The organism is Bacillus sp. SM2101, from assembly GCF_018588585.1.
GTDB lineage: Bacteria > Bacillota > Bacilli > Bacillales > SM2101 > Nanhaiella > Nanhaiella sioensis.
Genome location: NZ_JAEUFG010000002.1, coordinates 130,799 through 150,957 on the forward strand (window position 1 = coordinate 130,799; position 20,159 = coordinate 150,957).

Here is a 20,159-nt window from a genome sequence, read left to right on the forward strand (position 1 = left end):
CGATCTAATTCTACATGCTGTTATTGTATTTATTGATGCTTTTCATACTTAGAGCTAAACATGAATTAACTAACGATCGTAACTTCCTTTCTGATAAAAAAGACTAAAAAATTATATAAAGCATATTTAATTGCCTCAATTTTTTTGTGAACCAAGTTTACGAAAAGAGCTTTGCTGTTTTATACATCAATACAAAACTATTATTTGTAGAACGATAATTAAATCACCTCACCTAGCTAGTGTAGTTAAACTACAGTTATAATCACTTTTCCTCTAGCACGCCCAGTCTCAAGATACTTAAGCGCTTCAGCTGCTTCATTTAACGGAAAACATTTATCAATGACTGGTACGACTTTCTTAGATTCAAGTAGCTCCTTCAAATAAAGCAAATCTTCTTTGTTCGTATGAACCGTTTTCATCATTCCGATAGTTTTCCTGCCAGTTCGAGAAACCCGTCTTCCATTGACGTTAATTTCAATTAAACGAGCGATATTTGTAAATCCTGCTATAGCACAAGTCCCATTCGTTCTTAACGCCCTTTCTAAATCTGAAACAGAACGATTTCCTACAGCATCAAAAATAAGATCATATCCAATTCCATTATTCGTAAAATCTTCATTCATGTAATCAATCACACTATCTGCACCAATAGAACGTACCAAATCCGCATTTTTTGAGCTACACACGCCAGTTACCTCTGCTCCGATTGCTTTCGATATCTGTACTGCAAATGTCCCCAAGCCTCCTGATGCACCATTAACCAACACTTTCTGCCCTGGTTGAATTTTCCCTTCATTGCGCAAGCCTTGCAATGCAGTAAGGGCAGCAATTGGAACAGCAGCTGCTTCTACAAAAGATATGTTAGCAGGCTTCATAGCCAATGCACCTTCAGGGACTGATACATATTCTGCAAAACCTCCCAAGCCTGTTTCAAACTTCTCCCCAAATACTTCATCACCTATCTTAAAATGTGTTACATTGCTACCAACCTCAACAACTTTTCCAGCAATATCTGCACCAAGCCGCATGTTTTTAGGTTTAAAGAGACCATTTTCTATACGAGCTAAAAATGGCTTCGCTCTCATAAAACGCCAATCAAGTGGATTAGCAGCAGCTGCATACACTTTTACAAGAACTTCTTCTTCCTTAGGAATCGGCTTTACTACTTCTTTGTATTGAAGAACATCAGGTGACCCGTATTTAGTGAAAACAATAGCTTTCATCAGTTTCCTCCTTCATGTTATTTATTAAGGTTTAACAAATTTTGGTTATTATTGAATTTTATTCATCTTTAGTGTATACTATACGGTGTAGTTTACATTTAGTCAATACCTATTTTGCACTACACGGTGTAGTTTATGTAAAATTTTTTAGAAAGTGAGTATGAAGCGATGGATAGCAAAAAAGTTGTGGAAACATCAAAAAAACGTCAAGCTATTATGGACGGGGCTATTAAAGCCTTTGTAGTAGAAGGATACGAAAAGGCTTCTATGGATCGTATTTCCAATCATGCAGGAGTTTCAAAACGTACAGTTTATAATCATTTTTCAAATAAAGATGATCTATTCCAAGCAGTGTTCAAAAGGTTTTTATCTGAACAAGAATTATTAAAAAATATAAGCTATTCTCCTGATAAAACGATTGAAGAACAACTTGAGCTCTTTGCTGATGCAGAACTTTTTCTAGTTAATGACCCTAATCGACTAGCATTGTGTAAAGTCCTTACTACTGTATTTATGCAAGATTATCAGCTACTTAAGGAAACAAAATCTAAATATGGTCCCCCTCACGATAATCTCGTAGCATGGTTAACATCAGCAGGTGCAGATGGACGTATGAAAGTACCTGACCCATACATGGCTGCTCAAATTTTTCATGCCATGGTTGAAGGAGCTTTAACATGGCCTGCACTTTTCCAGCCTTGTCAGAGTAATGAACAGTTTAAGCCTTTAAAAGATGAAATAATAAAAACTTTTTTAAGTAGATTTGGAAGCAAAGCATCATGCTAATACCACAGTCAAACTTTCATAAAATCAAATGAAAGTTGACCATTAACGCAAAATCTCTATCACTATTATTTAAGTGATAGAGATTGCCATTTTTACTATCCATTTAATGTGTCCATTTCTCTGCCCATCTTTCCAACGCTGTAATCGTTTCAGCTAAGTCTTTACCTTTTTCGGTCAACTCATATTCAATCCGTACTGGAGTTTCAGGATAGACATGCCTAACGACATAATTATCTTGCTCTAAATTTTTTAAGCGCTCTCCTAATACACGGTGACTAATGTTATCAATGTCATCTGTCATCTCTTTAAAGCGCTTCGAGCCTGACAATAACGAACGAATAATTAAAAGAGTCCACCTCTTTCCTAATAAATCACATGTGTGTTGGAAGTTCGCACATGACTTTGATTTTTCCAAACAATTCACCCCCAAAAAGAGCTTATATAAGTAACTTTTTTCATCTTGATTATTTTTTCTTGCGAAGAAATAACTACGTTTGCAACTATGTGTTTTCCTCATCTTTTTATCTATTTAACGCTGACACTCGCGTAAGCCCGTAATTTAATATGATTTTGTGAATACTGCAACAATGTTTTTGAAAGTCTGTTTTTCACATTGATTGTTGTTTTTAGCACTAAGGACTTGCCTCGTACATAACTAGAGTATACATGACGGCTTTCTTCTGAAAACGATGACAACCTTATAAGTAACAATAGCAGTAAAGGTTATCGAAAGAGCCTTTTGAAATAAGCTTTGCATTCACATATATTGTCTCTTTTTGTACAACACTAAAATAAACATGTATGCCAATACTCATGATACTATTTTTAAATTTGTCATCATAACACGAAAGTTACTAGAAGGACTTATATATTTTGACAGATGCGTTATTTCATTATATCATAAAGAAACAGTTAGTTACATTAAGTAAGTAAATAATATAAAATTACTATAATATTCTATTATGAAAGGAAATGAGATAAATGGTCCGATTAAGTGTGTTAGATCAATCACCCGTACCTGAAGGTGTGACACCTGTCGAGGCGATCAATCAAACAGTGAAGCTCGCTCAAATAACAGAAAAGTTAGGCTATCATCGTTATTGGGTTGCTGAGCATCATAGTTCTACTAATCTTGTAAGTTCCACACCAGAAGTGCTTATATCACATATAGCTGCAAAAACATCAAAAATTCGTGTAGGTTCAGGTGGGGTCATGCTTCCACATTATAGCTCATATAAGGTAGCTGAAAATTTCCGCATGCTCGAAGCGCTTTATCCGAACCGTATAGATTTAGGAGTAGGTAGAGCTCCAGGTGGTCATTCACTTTCAACAATGGCCTTAACAGGAGGAGATACGAAGAAGTTCAATCAATATCCAAACCAAATCCAGGAATTAGTCGGTTATTTACACGAAGTTGAAGAATATAAGCTACACCCTGGGTTAATAGCAACACCTGAAATTTCAACAGCACCTGAACTTTGGATGTTAGGTTCTAGTGGTGGCAGTGCTAAATTGGCAGCCGAGTTAGGCGCTTCATATACATTCGCTCATTTTATTAATGGTAATGGTGGGCAAGGTGTCGTTCGTCATTATCAAGAGAACTTTAAACCGTCTCCTGTGAATCAACAGCCTCATACGAGTGTTGCTGTCTTTGTCACTTGTGCTGAAACGAATGAAGAAGCAGAAAAAATAAACAAAAGTATTGATTTAGCAGCACTATTGTTAGAAAAAGGCGAGAGTAAACGTGGGGTTCCTAGTATTCAACAAGCGCAAGAATATAATTATACTGAGTTGGATTACATGAGAATGAAAGAAAATCGTAAGAGAATGATCGTAGGTAACCCAATCCAAGTAAAAGAACAACTAGAATCATTAAAAGAATCTTACAATGCAGATGAAATAATGATTGTAACGATTACGCATGACTTTGATGCTCGAGTACGCTCCTATGAACTCATCGCTGATGCTTTTGGAATAACAAATTAACTTATAATGATACAACATTGACTATTGTCTTTAATGAAAGAATAAATATACTATTAATAAATATTTGCAATATAGCTATTTACTACCTTCCAAATATATTATATACTGGATAATGATAGAAATACTAAGGAGGTCTACACATGATAAACGAAACAATTAACTCAACGAACTTAATATGTAATAACCGGCCTCTATTGGATTCTATACTTTAATAAAACAAATTTATTATGCATGTAAAACCATAGAGAGCCTCTCTATGGTTTTTTTATGATGCTAGAATAAATATGGCGCTTTATATTCAAGCTAACCATATTTTTCTACAATAGTGTTAAATACTTTTTTGTTGTGCCTCTCTTTAAGAATAATTTTGAGGTACTCCCAAACTAAGTATTTATATAAATTAAAAAGACCATAACGGTCTTTTTTTTATTTTATCTAGAAAGGTGATGATTAAGATGAAAAAGCACATTATTCGATTAAGTAGGTTAATAATATTTCGGTTTTATTAACAAGGCTCATTTTTCGTAAAAGCAAAAAATAGCCATGATCAACGTGTAACTAAAAACATATTTCAAATTAAGAGGTGAACTTGTATGCACAATCCAGATTTCCTAAAGGATCTATCCCTTTGGCATTTTTATGACTTAATGCGGGAATGGCGAAGAAAAAAACAAATAAGCAAGGATTAATAATAACTACGTTGAAGATACATTCTTTATAAAAGAAAAAATTAGCCAATAGGGTCAGACTTACCAAATCTATTATTTCGAACAGAGCTGATAGTCTCTTTTACGATTTTAGGGGGTCTGACCCCTTAACCCTTTTAACAATCATTCTTATAATCTTAGCGACAAACTTACTAGTAGATTTCTAACATTCTACTTATATAATAACCGTAAAATAATCTTTTCCCATATGTTCCATGGTATTAAATGCTTCATGAACACGTTCATTTTTATACCTTTACCAATTTTATAACGAAGCTTTGGATTGTGTTTATTTGCAACAGATACAACCAACTTTGCCACATCTAAGGGATACCCCAAGTTTTTTTCTTCCTTTGCTAGCCTTTCTTCAATTTTTGCTAAATGTGTTGCATAAGGAGAGTCCTCATTCCCTATCCCTGTAGAATTGGATCTTCCCTCCTTCCACACATTTGTGGCGTATGAACCTGGTTCAATCAACACAATATCAATTCCGAATGGCTTACATTCTATGCGTAGCGATTCACTATAGCCTTCAACTGCAAACTTTGAAGATACGTAAGCAGATATAGAAGGAAATCCTATCAAACCTGAAACACTACTCATATTAATAATCCGACCGCTTCTCTGTTTCCTCATTATAGGTAGAACTGCCTGAGTCATTGCCATCAAGCCAAATACATTCGTTTCAAATTGCTTACGGTACTCATCAATCGTAACTTCCTCAGCAAAGCCTCCCACTGCAAAACCTGCATTATTGACGAGTAAATCTACACTGTTATACTTTGAGCATTTTTCTACTAACTTATTAATAGATTCCTGACTCGTTACATCAACATATTCTATATCTACTTGTTCGAGTAAGTTGTGACTATTTAATTCCTGTTCAAGTTGTGCTGATTTTGTAAGGTCCCTCATAGTTGCGACTACATGAAAACCGGCCTTTGCTAGCTCGATAACCGTTACATATCCAAACCCGCTTGAAGATCCAGTAACGATAGCTGTCTTGTTAATCATCACTTTCCAACCTCTCTTTGTATGATAAATATATAACAATCATATGTTAGATTACTTTTTTATCCATAATTTTTACTTTGTAAATTATTGTTTTTTTGATATAGAAAATATGACATGATTAATATATGGGTAATTTTTCATATAATCACTACCAGAATTTATTTTCTGTATATATTACAATATACCCTTTTTATCACTTGTCGAACAAAGGATAATTATTGGGAAGGAGGAAAATCTCATGTTGAAAGAGTTACATCCCAATATTCGTATTAGAATATATACGTCGTTTTTGAGTCGCGTGATCGCTTCAATGATTTTCCCATTTATGGCAATCTATTATACGAGAGAGTTAAACGCTACTTATGCAGGATTCTTTATATTAACTCAAGTCGTTATTCAATTTTTCTCTAGTTTATATGGAGGCTATTTTGCTGATACAATTGGTAGAAAAAAAATGATGGTCATTGGTGAATGTTTGAAAGTATTCGCTTTTCTAGGTATGATCACAGTAAATTCCCCCATTTTCACATCACCCTGGGCTACATTTTTAATGGTCATTATTATGGGTGTGGCTTCAGGTCTTATAAATCCAGCAGCTGAAGCGATGCTGATCGATGTAAGTACGAAAGAAACTCGTACTTTAATGTATTCGATCAACTACTGGGCTGTCAATTTATCAATAATGCTCGGATTACTGGTTGGAGGTTGGCTTTTTATAACTCATTTTTTCGAGCTACTAATAATCTTATTTATCATCTCTATCATCACTTTAACGATGACAATTACTCTTATTAAAGAAACATATACTTCAAAAAAACCAGTAGAAGCGTTGAAACCGTACGGAATAAAACCACTACTGCTAAGCTATCAAACTGTGATAAAAGATATACCATTTGTCTTATTTACCATTGGTGGGATAGCAATATTATCACTAGAGCACCAAAGAAACAATTTTATAGCAGTAAGATTAGAAGGGGAAATTATTCCAACAGTTGTGTCTCTATTTGGAAATATACAGTTTTCCTTAGATGGAGTAAAGCTCTTAAGTTTATTATTCGTGGGGAATACGTTAATCATCGTATTGTTTACTTCATTTGTTTCAAAATTAATAAAAAATAAAGCAGAACAGCCCATAATGTATACCGGGTGCCTATTATTTGGTGCAGGATACGCGATTCTCGCCTTTTCAAATGATGTGTTATTGTTGTTTATTGCAATTATTATATTGTCTATCGGTGAACTATTGTTTGTTCCAACTAGACAATCGATTCTAGCAGACATTGTAGACGATACTCGTCGAGGTGCTTATATGGCATTTAATGGATTTATTTTTCAAATTGGCAAAATGTTCGGGGCACTCGGTATCATTGTTGGACAACAAATCGGTGGAATTGGAATGAGCTTTTTATACATATTATTTGCTTTTATCGGAATAGCATTCGCGAGATTAGGAATTGTTAGAAAGCATGAAACAACGAATGAACATGCTTCATAAACAGCAGATTAATGCTAGTAATCGTTATTATATTGTTTGAAATGAAACGAGACGATAAATGTCTCGTACGATGAATTGTTCCTCAAAAAATGTTTGATTGTTGCTTTTCGTTCTTTGATATAAGCACGGCTGCATTTAGCATTCATGGTGCCTTTTCTACATTTACAAATTTAGCTCTTACAACTACAATTTTCATTTTTAGTAAAATCAACAACAATGTTTACAAAATGAGCCTTACAAAAAGAGGATGACTCAAGGTCATCCTCTTAACAGTTATATCATTTATCTAACTACAGTTTCTTTAAAATTTTCTCTAATTCATTTTCTACTTTATCTACATACTTAGAGAACTTGGACATTCCATGCTTATTTACTTCTGTTACCATTTTAGCTAAGTCACGCTCGATATGATCAGCAGACGTTTCAACATGTTTCACTGTCTTTTTATCAGTAACATCAGCTAAAATAACTTCAGTAATTGTAGCCTTCACATCAGTTGCACTAACTTCCTCAGCTAAGACCAATTCAGCTAGAATTTGAGCTAACTCCTCAGCAGATAAGCTACCATCTTTAAAGTCAACAACTAAGCTGTTTAATTCTTCGATTGGATCAACAGCAAATCCTATTTGAACTAATATAGGGTCATGATCACTCGCTGCACCTGACGCTTCTGTAAAGTCTGTATTAATGTTAACAATGTCTACTTCAGTATTAGCTGCTACATTGTTTGATACTAAAATGTGGTCTAACACTTGTGAGTTACCTTCATAAATATATGTGTAACGTTCTTCCTTAGGTAACTCTTCAATCATGTTTGTTAATACGTCACCTTCTAGCGTACGTAATGGAGCTGAGAATTCAAAGTCGTTCATGTCTCCAAGTACTACAAAGTTTGCATCTGGATTTACTGCTAATGCACCATCAATGAAGTCGTTTAATACTTGTGATTTGTCAACACGACTAGGCTCACTACCTAAAACAACAGGTTGTTCACTACCATATAACGCTCCGTCACCACGTTTTGAATTTAAGTGATTCGCTATAACAACGACTCTTTCACCGTTGAACTCAAATTCAGCTGCAAGTGATTTACGAGAGTTACTAAATGCTTCATTTGTAGGGTCGATGCGTCCAGGGTTCATTGTTAAGCCATTTTCATCGTATCCTACAGCAGTTGTTGCATCACCAGCTGGTTTATCAACTAGACTTACACGCTCTGGGTTATAAATATATCCCACACGGATATTACCACCTGGTTGTCCACCATCCATCTTGTCTTCTGGTGCGATATCTGTGTACTTATAAGTCGGTCCACCAGCTGCTTCAATTGCTGCAATTAACGCTTCATATGTTAAACTAGCGTCAGTTGTACCGCTATCAGTTGGTCCATCATTGTCTTGTACTTCTATTAATCCTACAATGTCAGGAGTTTTTAAGTTTTCAATAATTGAATGAGCTATTTTGTCTATTTTCTCTTGATCAGTTTCAGCAGAGAAGTTTTCGACATTGTATGAAGCTACTGTTAATTTATCTTCTGCTTTTTCAATGTTCGTAATTTCTCTTTCTAGTCCACCGTCAATTACTTCTGGTAGATCTTCAGTTAATACTAGCTTAAAGTTACTGTAATCATAGCTTAGAACACCAGTTATTGGTCCATCAAATTGATCACCTGTTTTGAGATCCATATCTTTGCCAAGCTTCACTAACAAACGCTCTGGATTGAAGTCTTCTGGTGAAATGATTACACCACCAGCTTCAGATCGATATGAGTCAACTGCACTGTCTACTACAACTGGAACTTCTTCGTATTTAGGATGTCCGACAACTGTCGCACCATCTAATACGATACGCATTCCTTCTAAGCTTTCGTAGAAATCAATGCCATCTTCTTCAGGGTCAAATTCAGCAAATGCATCATTATCAATCACCTTGGTCGGTTGGATACGGTCATCTCCGATTACAACAGGTGCTGGTAATGGTTGATTAGATGCTTCAACTGTTACTGTAGATCCTTTAATTTCTGTCGTTAATAAATCTTTTGCGTCATCATAACCACGCGGTTTAAACTCTTCTACCTCACCTGTAATAGATACAAGGTCGCCGACTTTCACACCAGAATTTTTGAAGTAGACATAGATTCCTTCTGATGTACGAATGTCGTCATCAGCTTCTACTGACTCCATGAAGAAACCATTTGATCCATCTAAGTGTGTAACGATACCTTTTACATTTTTAACAATTTCCCCATCATATAAGGAAACATGTCCTACACCTTGAATATCATGAATATTAAGGGAATCAAGCGGTAAAATTGCTTGGTAATCGAACACAGCAACATCACTTGTTTCTCCGTCTTTAACAACAACCGCTTTAATTGTTACATCTTCTGTAACTTCTATAGCCTCACTATATACTTCACTTGCAGTTGATGGATCTGTGCCGTCTACTGTGTAGTAGATGACTCCACCTTCTACTAAAGTTGTTAATTCAACTGTTGATCCGATTTCAATTGTACCAGATGCTGGGTTTGCAAATACCGAGAAGATATCTTCAACCACATCTATTGCAGATCGTGGTGTAAGCTTATATTCACTAAAATTATAATCAATTACTCCAGTGATATAATCATACGTTTTACCTACTTCTAGTAGACTACGATCTTGTGGACGTAGTTTGAACTCACCATTTACATCTACACCAGTGAAGTTTCCATTACTATCTACTTCAGTAATTGTTACATTTTCAACTTTTACTAATTCAGCTTCAACAGCTTCACCTGTAGTGCTAGTTAAATCAGCTGACGATATAATTTGTGGTGCTGGTACACCTTCATTATTGACGATTACGTCAATAGTATCTACTTCTAATTGAGCCATATCATAATATTGATTCATTGTACCTTCTGCTGAAATACGGTCACCAATATTCGCTGCAATATCACCACGAACGACGATTCCAGCTGAATCATCTTGTACGAAAAGATTTGTCTTTCCACCTGTCACAAACGAAGCAGTGACAACTCCTTCAATTTTCGCTTCACTACCTACTTCAAGTGCGCGTGTATCTGCGATAGGTTGCACTTCAAGTGGTGCTTTTACAGTATATGAGAATGAAGCTACATTACTTGCATCCAATCCTTCTTTTACTGCAATCGCTTGAATCGTTACATCTTCATTGATTGCGATTGGTGCATCATATAATGTGCTTTCTGCCGTTGGTACTGTATCATCAGTTGTATAAAAAATGTCTGCACCATCAGTTGAAGTTGACAATGTAACTTCTGTTCCAGCGTCTACTTCCCCCGAGTTAACAGAAGCCTTAACTTTTGAAGCTTGTGTAACTTCTCCATCAAAGCTTGTCCAAGTAATGTTATCGATAACGATTTGTTTGCCTGTTACATTTACTAACTGAATTTCTACCTCTCCAGCAATATTTAACTCATCTACTGAAAAAGTATGAATATCAGTGTCATCAAATGCTTCTGATAAACCTTTTGATTCACCATTTATAAATAACTCTACTTGTCGGTTACCAATTCCAGTGAAACCTTTCTTTAGATCTACTGAAAAAGAGCTAATACCGTCTGAAATTGGGCTAGAATTAATACTACTATTGTCGCTTGAACGACGTAACATTAATCCATTACCATCAATTGGATAATCACCTTCATCACGTGAAGCAACATATGACCAAGTCACCCCATCGTTTCCAACAAATGAGTCTGTTCCATAACTTCCTGTTGCATTAGAGTTGTCAAAAGTTTCAACAAAAGTTTCTGCTGCAAACGATTGACTCACAAGTCCAACGTTAAATAAGTTGAACACTAATAAAGCCACCAATACGAAGCTTGTTCGCTTTCTAGTAAGCTTAGACACTTGCATTCTCCTCTCTCAACTATGTTATATTGAATACGTTTACATTGAAAGCAAAAAAATATAGCCTAAGAAGTCTGATGTATGACTTCTTACTTTTGCTTCTATTTCATTATAACAGGATTTATATAGGTATTCAGTATTGTTTTAAATGTAAATGTTGGGATTCATAAAGAGTTAATATTCTAAATCATCCTTCTTTTTTCGCAAGACTATTTTCGTCTTTCGTCTACCTATGCAATGAGTCTAAAAATAAGCCTAGGAACATTCTTATAAAAATTAAAGGTAAATGTCACCTGATCACGCTCCTAATAAATGTACTGTTTGAAAGCGTTAGATTTCAAGCACCCTACTTAATAGGCATGATGTTTTTTCTTATCTCATGTAACATATATTCTGCAAAACTTAATAATCTAACGTCTGTAATATTCATTTCTCCTAATTGACCAATATACACTTTTACAGCATCACCGATTATTTTTCGATATCGTTGGGGTAAGTTTTCCTGACCCCAATATCCACCTTCAAGTTTTGAACAAATAACACCTTCTGTTACATAATAAAGTACCCGACACAAGTTTAAAGTGAAGTAGACTGCATCATCCACAATTTCATTTTTGGCATTTTTAATATCGTACCAAATAGCATCAATATAAATATCTCTTGGTACGTCTGTAAAAACTTCATCAATTTCTTTTCCATATAAGCACTTACCTCTATGAAAAATAATAGTCAAATGGGCCGCTAATTCAGGATCTGTATACCCTCCGCATATATAATTATTGTCTGATAAGTATCTTTCCTTATGAAAATTTGAATAGTGCAACTCAAACGGTGTTGGATGTACGATTTCATGTGCAAACCTCTCCAGAATGACACTCATTTCCACTCCCTTAGGAGGAACATTTTCTAATTGAATAATGGCATGAATGAGTTCTTTTTTTGTACTAAAATCGATTGGTTGTTTTACGACAACAACAAAATCTATATCACTCGAATCATTATAGCAATTCATCGCCAGTGAACCATGTAAATATATACCTACTAGATTATTATCTAATATACGCTGATATGTATCTATGATTTGATTTAATAGTTTATAGGGCTCCATTTTATACCTCGTCTTATTTTTTAAATGATATATAAAGGCTGTTTTCGCATTAATTGTAGCTTTTCATACTAAGAGCCAAAAACGTACACAAATAGAGTTCCTGATATCTTTCCTTCTGAACAACAATGACTAACCATGTAAAACCACTATACTTGGTATTAATTGGATAACAGTAGCATCAGTTTACTAAAAGAGCTTATATAAATTACCAATTTATATTATATAATTAAATGAAAAAAATAGAATATACTTCGGAGGAATATTATGGATGATATTAACAACACTGGGAGTATTAATTATGGTGATGCAGGAACAAGTAGTGAACTTGGCAAAGCTTTAGCTAGTAGATTAAGTCCTATCGAAGCTGCAAGAAAATTTATACACTGTCATTTTCCAAATTGTCATGCAGCTATACTCGCAGGAAGTGTCATAAGAGGTGAGGGGACAGAGACATCTGACCTTGATATCGTAATTTTTGACAAACATGTCGATCGTTCATATCGAGAATCACTCATTTATTTAGATTGGCCTATTGAGGTTTTTGTTCATAATTTATCTTCCTATAAGCAATTTTTTAATAGTGATTATAAAAGGGCAAGACCATCTTTACAAAGAATGGTTTCCGAAGGGATTGTCATAAAAGACTCCGACATCATAGGTCTAATCAAACAAGAGGCTAATGAAATATTAAGCAAAGGACCAGAGCAGTGGTCCGAAGAGACTATTACTATGAAACGATATTTCATTACTGATGCCCTTGATGATTTTATTGGCTGCACTGATAGGTTCGAAGCTATCTTTATTGCCAACACGTTGGCTGAACTGGTTCACGAGTTTGTACTAAGAACGAATAGGCAATGGACCGGTACGTCTAAATGGATTGTTCGCTCTTTAAATCATTTTGATAAGTCGTTTACGAAGGAATATGTCGAAGCGTTTGATTTGTTCTATCAAACGAATAATAAAGAAAAAATCATTACATTGGTAGAAAGCGTGTTACTGCCCTCTGGAGGACGTCTATTTAGTGGATTTTCTATAGGCAAAAATAAATAAGAGTTTGTCCTTACTATTTTCTAGGTCAATTTCAATAATTTACGGGTCTATTCACTCGTTTTTCGGGTCAATTTCACTGATTTACGGGTCTATTCACTCGTTTTTCAGGTCAATTTCAATGATTTACGGGTCTTTTCACTCGTTTTTCGGGTCAATTTCAATAATTTACGGGTCTTTTCACTCCTTTTTCGGGTCAATTTCAATAATTTACGGGTCTATTCACTCCTTTTTCGGGTCAATTTCAATGATTTACGGGTCTATTCACTCGTTTTTCAGGTCAATTTCAATGATTTACGGGTCAACTTCCTATTTATTCAGATCTTTCATCTATTATCCATATTAAACAAGCTCTTCCGCTTGCTCACACGTTGTAGCAAGCGGTTTATCTACATATACATCTATTTGTGTTAATGAGAACAAGTTGAACTATGGATGCCGAGCATAGTACTTTACACTATCTCATTTTTAGTTAACAGCAATTCAAGGTAACTAAACTTCTTCATGCAACTCCCCTTTAGCTCCCCATGTTTCATAGTAGATTAACTTTTGTAGATCTTGACGCTTTTCCCAGTTATGGATTTCTAGCAAAGGAGCTTTAGGGTAATTATCTGTATAACCAAGTGATAGAAGTGCAACTGGGTCGATATGTGGAGGAATATTTAATATGTCTCTAACATCATTCTTTTTGTAAAAACTTACCCAACCTAGTGCAATTCCTTCGACACAAGAGGCTAACCACATATTTTGGATGGCACAAGAAACAGACATAATATCAGTTTCAGGTATCGAATTTCTCCCGAGTACATGTGAACCACCGCGTGTCGGGTCACATGTAACACAAATCGTTAGTGGCGCTTGCTTTAAACCTTCAACTTTTAAATCTAAAAAGTTGTTCTTCCTCTCCCCTTCATAATGAATGGCCAATGCTTTACGTTCCTTATCCGCTGCCCAAGCTAACTGTTCTTTCACATCGTCTGTAGTTATTAAAATGAAATTCCATGGCTGCATAAATCCAACTGATGGACCGCTATGCCCTGCCTGAAGAATTCGTTGAATAGCATCTACTGGTAATGGATCAGATAAAAAGGATCGAATATCTCTTCTTCTGCCGATGACCTTGTAAACAGCATCTCGTTCTTCATTTGAGAACATCACATCACCTTCAATCAAAATATTGTTTGTATACTGCGATTATAGCATGTATAGGTTTAGTTATAGTTTATGAAAGGACGCCTTAAATGTTATTCATGTTTTCCCAAAAAGAGTAAAATAAACAGGCTGTTTTCGCATTAATTGTTTCTTGTCATACTAATAAGTATAAATCAAGCGCTTGGTATCTGTTTCAACGTATAAAACCACCTAATAATAGTTACAAGAGACCCTTTTATAATCATTAATATTTGCTAAATTTAACATCCTCGTCTCCATTATTAAATACGGAATGATTCCTTAATACTCAGTTATGTGACAAAATGTCGCATAACTAAGAGGCTGACACAAAAAGTCAGCCTCAAGGAATTTCAACACATTGAAGACCTTATCAAAGCTCCAAATAGTAGTAAGCTTCTCTTACTATAAGACACTTAAGTATAATTGAAGCTCTTAACGTGATCATGCTGATAGAAATAAAAGAATGCATGTAATCTCTTCTTCATTCTTATAGCATAAATAGATATTATGAAGAATACCGCTACATGAAAAATGATTTTAACGATAGACTTGAATAAAAAATCAAAAGAAACGTTGTGACTTACAGCTCCATCGTATTTAACATGTCTCTGAGCTTAATCAATTCATCTTTCGTAACTGTGATACCTTTACCCATTTTTTCGCCATCAGGAGACCACTCTCTAATATCAAATTTCGGATCTCTATCGTTCCAGCTAATACTTCTAAGCTCTTTTGTCCAACCTTTCGCTGACTCAGAAAGAACTCCAAATCTATCTATTACTTCATATTTTATATTTGCCATATGATCACCTCATTTTTGTATAGTTTGTTTTATATAATAAAATATTATCACATTGACAACAACCCATTGCATCTTCTCAATTAGGAATACATCATCCCTACCTCCTATGTATACAAACAATTCTATATTTTCCACATGGGCTATATAAGAAGCAACTTTTTTAAAAAGAGATAAGAAATTTTAATATCTAATAAGTTAACCAAAAATTAGTACAATCACACCATTCATATAATGTAAAATATAGACATGAAGTATGAGGGGGTTATTTGTGAAAAAGCTGTTATCGCTATTTACACTTGTTTTATTTTTAGTAGGATGCAATTCAGGTTTAACTTTTTCAGAAACAACTATGAACCATGTTGATAAAGATGTTAGGGAATTTTTCGAATCGGTGGAGAGCGAAAATGGGGTTTATCTTTTTTTTGATGGCAAAAAAGCACTTTATGTGCTTTTAAACGGAAGAAATGTAATACAAGGAGATCCAGCTACTTACTATACGAATTTTAATGTAGAAGCTACTGATGATACAATAAACGTTCGGTTTAACAAAGATGAAACTGACGATTACACTAATAAGACCTTAAATAATCATGTATTGTTTAAGATAAATAAAGATAAGGATTATGAATACATTCGGTTTTTTAGTAATGGCCAAAAAATACCTATCGATGTAGTATCAGGTAACTAATCATGTCTCTCTTTTTTAGTCTACTAAGAAGTATTTGAAAGATAAGCAAATGATTTTAATCTGACGTATAATTACCCCGTCCTAATTATAGGGCGGGGTAAACATACTTGTTTCATTTTAGAAACTTGCTTCTACAAGATGATTTGAAATGAAGATGTTTCACATTCACTTAATGATCCTCCACATCAATGAGAAACACTTTATCTTTATAGCCACCTCTATTTTGGTTCTTTAAATCTCGCCTTTCCTCAACTTTCTCAATGGTTACATGATGAACTTTTGCTAATGCATGTATGAGTTCAAGTACATCAGCTAACTCTTCTATAGCAGATTCATGATCTTTAGCATCAAGATACTCCTGCATTTCTTCTATCAGTTTTTTCTTTAATTCTTCCGTATATTCTTCTTCTGATAAATGTTTTATTCGATATTTCTTTCCTGATTCTTCAATAATTTGAGGTATGTAATCACGAACAAGTTTGTTATACAAGGGCATATGGACACTCCTTTGAACTATGAACCTTTCCCAGTTTATATTCATGAACAAAATATAAATAATGATTGTCTAAAAAAATTGAATGAAACTAAAAGTGAAAATGAAATACTAATTGTACATTTAAAAGGAGCGTCAAAAAGTCAAATATTGACTAGTTTGACAGCCCCATAGTTATTTAATCACATTACATATATTTTTCAAGGAATGCTGATACAGTTCTATAAACCTTTAACTCATTCTCCAGCTTTGAAAATCCATGTCCCTCGTCTTCTAACACCATATATTCAACATCTCGACCTTTTTCTTGTAGTGCTGCTACGATTTGATCAGATTCTGCTTTTACAACACGTGGGTCGTTCGCTCCCTGAATAACAAGCATTGGTTTGGTCATATTATCTAAATATGTAATCGGAGAAAATTCAATTAACTTTTCTTTGTCTCTTTCCGGGTTTCCGACCCATTGATCCATACTTGGTTTCCAGAAATCTGGTACAGAATTAATAAACGAAAACAAATCACTAGGACCAAAAATATCAACTACAGCTTTAAAATATTCCGGATGCCTTCCATGTAGCAATAATGACATGTAGCCACCATAGCTTCCACCTATTAGAAAAATCTTATCTCGATCTGCATAGCCATTTTTAATTAGGTATTCTAACCCTTCAATATTATCAAGGCGTGGACCATGTCCCCAATCACCTTCAACCATTTTTGTAAACTTCAACCCATATCCAGTAGAGCCTCGGAAATTAGGTGCAAAAATACTAAATCCTTCATTAATTAAATATTGAAACACACCTCTAAAGAATTTTCGTTCGCCATATTGAGGTCCACCGTGTGGCCAAAAAATAACATGACCATTGCTATGTGCAGCTGTTGCTTTAAAGAAGAGTGCTTCTATTTCGAGTCCATCAAACGACTCATACTTAATTACCTCGGGATCGACTAACTGTTTCTCATCTACACCGAGCACACGATTGTTTGTTAGTTGCTTCCATGAATGTGAGTTACTTTCTTTTTTATAAATATTTGCTGGCTTTGTAGCAGAAGTGCCTAATAAATATAAATGACCACTTTCTGTAACAGTTAACTTTTGAACCTCTCCTACTGGACTCTCTACCTCTTCTAATTTCTTCGAATCTATTTCGTATCGATATAGAAGATCTTCAACACCCTTTTCGCTAACAGCGTACAGTTGTTTATGTTGTTTATCATATTTAATCATTTTGAACCCTGCACCAGGTACTGAAACTAGTTTGTTAAACTCTTTAGTTTCAATATTAAATTTAGCAATATATGAAAAATCCTCACCATAATCAGTTATTAGAAAAATTTCTGTCTCTGAAACATATATAGCATCTGTTACAGTGTGCTGCTCATTCGTTTCTGGTGTTAAGGAAATGATCTCCTCATTTACTTTTACATAGGATAGCTTGTGAGTGTTAGAGAAAAACTTACTAATAATAAAGCTCTCTTCACTAGGGCTAATATCTAGTAAAAATGTAGCCGCGCCTTCCCCATCATGAATGACTTGTTCTTTCCCTGAATCGAGGTGATAGCAATAACTCTTTAGGAAAGTCGGTTCATCTTTTGAAGATGTATAGTATAAACGTTTGCCATCATCTGATAAAATCGGTGAAATGTGACGATTGCCTTCTGAGGTTCTAACTGGCTGTAATTCGCCACCGTGTGGAGGAATCATATAGAATTGAGCGTTTTCATCCCCTTCATGATCAAATGCTGCGATTACAAATTTTCCACTCTTATCATACTGAAGTCCATGGCAGCTTTGATCATTAAATGTAAGTGGATATGGAAATTCATTTGGTAAATCCATTGCCCACAAATTAAATTTACCACTAATATTCGTACTGAAAATAAGCTGACTTTCATCACTACTTACTACAAAATCTTGTATTTTATATGCTCGTAAAAATTGTTCTACATCTGGCTTTTTAAATGTTTCCACTCTGTCTTCCCCCTAATTAGTAGATTATCATTTAAACTGTTTTCACAATAATTGTTGCTTTTCGTTCTAAGATATAGGCACGTATAGTTGGACCTTTGCTACTTTTACAATTACTGAGCTCTCATAAAACTCATCATTCTGTATATTTTTTAATGAAAAAAACAACAAAGTTTTACGAAAAGAGCCATAAGTTATTATGTAATATGCTCACTATTCATATTTTATTTTAAGTGACGACATTGTCACTTTCAAGTGTTTTTTGTTAATTTTCTTAATTTTTTTATTATGTTTATTTTAACTTTTTCAATGGACATATGGATAACATGGAATTCATAAACTATATATCATAAACATCCAACGTTAGGATCACATATCAAGGAGTGTTCATAATGAAAAAACGACATCAGATTCATTCGGAAGATGTGCCTCAGCCAATTAGGGAAGATGGAGCTGGTGCTACTGATCTTGGACCTAGAGACATTTTGAGAGATATAGAGAACCCCGATATGCTCGTCCCTCCTAAGACTGATGCTGGCAGAATACCTAATCTAAAGTTCTCATTTTCTGATACACCAATGAGTCTATATCACGGAGGGTGGGCACGAGAAGTGACTGTTAGAGAACTACCAATTGCAACTACAATCGCAGGTGTCAATATGCGTCTAACCCCAGGTGGCGTACGGGAGTTACACTGGCATAAACAAGCCGAGTGGGCTTATTTGCTTCTAGGGAAAGCACGGATTACAGCAGTTGATCAGGATGGTAGAAACTTTATTGCAGATGTAGAGGCAGGTGATCTTTGGTATTTTCCACCTGGCATTCCACATTCGATTCAGGGATTGGATGGAGGCTGTGAATTCTTACTCTTATTTGATGATGGAAATTTTACGGAGAGCGATACCTTTATGCTCTCTGACTGGTTTGCTCATACACCAAAAGATATATTGGCAAATAACTTTGGAGTATCTGAAAATGCTTTTGCTCATATTCCTACCAAGCAACGTTACATGTTTCAAGCACAAGTTCCTAAGCCTATTAACGATCAAGCTATTCAAAGCCCCTATGGAACTGTACCAAAGAGCTTTATACATCGTTTAATGGCACAAGAGCCAATCATAACTTCTGGAGGAACTGTTCGAATCGTTGATTCTACCAATTTTCCTGTTTCAACTACGATTGCAGCAGCTCTAGTTGAAATCAAGCCTGGTGCCATGAGAGAAATGCACTGGCACCCAAACACAGATGAATGGCAATATTATCTTACTGGTAAGGGAAGAATGACAGTATTTGCTGCAGAAGGTACCGCGCGAACCTTTAATTATAGAGCTGGAGATGTTGGTTATGTCCCGTTTGCTTTCGGACATTATATACAAAACATAGGAGAAGAAAGTCTTTGGTTTTTAGAAGTTTTTAAGAGTAACCGCTTTGAAGATATATCTTTAAATCAATGGTTAGCATTAACGCCACATGAGTTAGTGCAAACTAATTTGAATGCAGGGCCAGAGCTAATGAACGCTTTACGACAAGAGAAGTGGCCTGTCGTAAAATATAATAATACGTAAATAATAACTAGGTAAATTGTTATAAATCTCCTCTTTTCCTTCACGATAAAAAATCAATACATTTTGAACAGTAAAGGCTTTGTATGCTCTAGCGCTACACAGTCATTGTAAAAAACGCTTTCTTTTAAGTCATCTCCTGATTGAAATACACAAATAGACCTTTTAATAAATCCAACGCTTTTCGTAAAACACTGATTAATTTCTGGATAAAGACATGATTCT

At 34.9% G+C, this 20,159-nt stretch carries 15 protein-coding genes; 6 read left to right on the forward strand and 9 right to left on the reverse strand.

The genetic code is table 11. The features are described 5' to 3' along the window. Positions 1-245: 245 nt before the first annotated feature. Positions 246-1,223: an NAD(P)-dependent alcohol dehydrogenase gene (locus JM172_RS02785; protein WP_214480553.1), complete on the reverse strand. Its 978-nt coding sequence runs from the start codon at positions 1,221-1,223 to the stop codon at positions 246-248. Between the two features lie 168 nt (positions 1,224-1,391). Here JM172_RS02785 and JM172_RS02790 point away from each other — a divergent pair, with 168 nt between their 5' ends. Then, positions 1,392-2,009, forward strand: a complete 618-nt coding sequence (locus JM172_RS02790; protein WP_214480554.1) for a TetR/AcrR family transcriptional regulator — start codon at positions 1,392-1,394, stop codon at positions 2,007-2,009. A gap of 103 nt (positions 2,010-2,112) precedes the next feature. Here JM172_RS02790 and JM172_RS02795 read toward each other — a convergent pair whose 3' ends face one another. After that, positions 2,113-2,424: a winged helix-turn-helix transcriptional regulator gene (locus JM172_RS02795; protein WP_250886482.1), complete on the reverse strand. Its 312-nt coding sequence runs from the start codon at positions 2,422-2,424 to the stop codon at positions 2,113-2,115. 566 nt (positions 2,425-2,990) lie between these two features. Here JM172_RS02795 and JM172_RS02800 point away from each other — a divergent pair. Further along, complete coding sequence (locus JM172_RS02800) at positions 2,991-3,995, forward strand: LLM class flavin-dependent oxidoreductase (protein ID WP_214480556.1); 1,005 nt, start codon at positions 2,991-2,993, stop codon at positions 3,993-3,995. A gap of 878 nt (positions 3,996-4,873) precedes the next feature. On the opposite strand, the gene JM172_RS02805 is transcribed toward JM172_RS02800, so the two are convergent. Then, on the reverse strand, positions 4,874-5,716 hold the full coding sequence (locus tag JM172_RS02805; RefSeq protein ID WP_214480723.1) for an SDR family oxidoreductase: 843 nt from the start codon (positions 5,714-5,716) through the stop codon (positions 4,874-4,876). 238 nt (positions 5,717-5,954) lie between these two features. Between JM172_RS02805 and JM172_RS02810 the strand changes: the two genes are divergently transcribed. After that, positions 5,955-7,211, forward strand: a complete 1,257-nt coding sequence (locus JM172_RS02810) for an MDR family MFS transporter (RefSeq protein ID WP_214480557.1) — start codon at positions 5,955-5,957, stop codon at positions 7,209-7,211. Positions 7,212-7,501: 290 nt separating this feature from the next. Here JM172_RS02810 and JM172_RS02815 read toward each other — a convergent pair whose 3' ends face one another. Both JM172_RS02815 and JM172_RS02820 read right to left on the reverse strand, forming a co-directional pair. Continuing rightward, entirely contained in the window at positions 7,502-11,086 is a 3,585-nt protein-coding gene (locus JM172_RS02815) for a chitobiase/beta-hexosaminidase C-terminal domain-containing protein (RefSeq protein ID WP_214480558.1), read from the reverse strand. 346 nt (positions 11,087-11,432) lie between these two features. Continuing rightward, positions 11,433-12,194: an aminoglycoside adenylyltransferase domain-containing protein gene (locus JM172_RS02820; protein WP_214480559.1), complete on the reverse strand. Its 762-nt coding sequence runs from the start codon at positions 12,192-12,194 to the stop codon at positions 11,433-11,435. Positions 12,195-12,458: 264 nt separating this feature from the next. Between JM172_RS02820 and JM172_RS02825 the strand changes: the two genes are divergently transcribed. Beyond that, positions 12,459-13,247 carry a nucleotidyltransferase domain-containing protein gene (locus tag JM172_RS02825; protein WP_250886483.1) on the forward strand — a complete coding sequence of 263 codons (789 nt, stop codon included), beginning with the start codon at positions 12,459-12,461 and terminating at the stop codon, positions 13,245-13,247. Between the two features lie 489 nt (positions 13,248-13,736). Here JM172_RS02825 and bluB read toward each other — a convergent pair whose 3' ends face one another. Beyond that, the gene (gene bluB, locus JM172_RS02830; protein ID WP_214480560.1) at positions 13,737-14,399 is read right to left on the reverse strand and encodes a 5,6-dimethylbenzimidazole synthase; all 663 of its coding nucleotides are present in this window, start codon (positions 14,397-14,399) and stop codon (positions 13,737-13,739) included. 598 nt (positions 14,400-14,997) lie between these two features. Beyond that, the gene (locus JM172_RS02835) at positions 14,998-15,219 is read right to left on the reverse strand and encodes a YdbC family protein (RefSeq protein WP_214480561.1); all 222 of its coding nucleotides are present in this window, start codon (positions 15,217-15,219) and stop codon (positions 14,998-15,000) included. A gap of 268 nt (positions 15,220-15,487) precedes the next feature. Between JM172_RS02835 and JM172_RS02840 the strand changes: the two genes are divergently transcribed. Continuing rightward, the gene (locus tag JM172_RS02840; RefSeq protein ID WP_214480562.1) at positions 15,488-15,907 is read left to right on the forward strand and encodes a hypothetical protein; all 420 of its coding nucleotides are present in this window, start codon (positions 15,488-15,490) and stop codon (positions 15,905-15,907) included. A 169-nt stretch (positions 15,908-16,076) separates the two neighbouring features. Here the strand turns inward: JM172_RS02840 and JM172_RS02845 are convergent, their stop codons facing one another. Together JM172_RS02845 and JM172_RS02850 are read right to left on the reverse strand one after the other, a co-directional pair. Next, a complete protein-coding gene (locus JM172_RS02845; protein WP_214480563.1) occupies positions 16,077-16,403 on the reverse strand; it encodes a nucleoside triphosphate pyrophosphohydrolase in 327 nt (108 codons plus the stop codon). Between the two features lie 184 nt (positions 16,404-16,587). Continuing rightward, complete coding sequence (locus JM172_RS02850) at positions 16,588-18,375, reverse strand: S9 family peptidase (protein WP_214480564.1); 1,788 nt, start codon at positions 18,373-18,375, stop codon at positions 16,588-16,590. Between the two features lie 389 nt (positions 18,376-18,764). On the opposite strand from JM172_RS02850, the gene JM172_RS02855 reads away from it, so the two are divergent. After that, on the forward strand, positions 18,765-19,937 hold the full coding sequence (locus JM172_RS02855) for an oxalate decarboxylase family bicupin (protein WP_214480565.1): 1,173 nt from the start codon (positions 18,765-18,767) through the stop codon (positions 19,935-19,937). Positions 19,938-20,159: the final 222 nt, after the last annotated feature.

Bases quoted from the DNA above. Each gene is read 5' to 3' on its own strand.
- JM172_RS02785 (WP_214480553.1), bottom strand. From the start codon at position 1,223: ATGAAAGCTATTGTTTTCACTAAATACGGGTCACCTGATGTTCTTCAA.
- JM172_RS02790 (WP_214480554.1), top strand. From the start codon at position 1,392: ATGGATAGCAAAAAAGTTGTGGAAACATCAAAAAAACGTCAAGCTATT.
- JM172_RS02800 (WP_214480556.1), top strand. From the start codon at position 2,991: ATGGTCCGATTAAGTGTGTTAGATCAATCACCCGTACCTGAAGGTGTG.
- JM172_RS02805 (WP_214480723.1), bottom strand. From the start codon at position 5,716: ATGATTAACAAGACAGCTATCGTTACTGGATCTTCAAGCGGGTTTGGA.
- JM172_RS02810 (WP_214480557.1), top strand. From the start codon at position 5,955: ATGTTGAAAGAGTTACATCCCAATATTCGTATTAGAATATATACGTCG.
- JM172_RS02820 (WP_214480559.1), bottom strand. From the start codon at position 12,194: ATGGAGCCCTATAAACTATTAAATCAAATCATAGATACATATCAGCGT.
- JM172_RS02825 (WP_250886483.1), top strand. From the start codon at position 12,459: ATGGATGATATTAACAACACTGGGAGTATTAATTATGGTGATGCAGGA.
- bluB (WP_214480560.1), bottom strand. From the start codon at position 14,399: ATGTTCTCAAATGAAGAACGAGATGCTGTTTACAAGGTCATCGGCAGA.
- JM172_RS02835 (WP_214480561.1), bottom strand. From the start codon at position 15,219: ATGGCAAATATAAAATATGAAGTAATAGATAGATTTGGAGTTCTTTCT.
- JM172_RS02845 (WP_214480563.1), bottom strand. From the start codon at position 16,403: ATGCCCTTGTATAACAAACTTGTTCGTGATTACATACCTCAAATTATT.
- JM172_RS02855 (WP_214480565.1), top strand. From the start codon at position 18,765: ATGAAAAAACGACATCAGATTCATTCGGAAGATGTGCCTCAGCCAATT.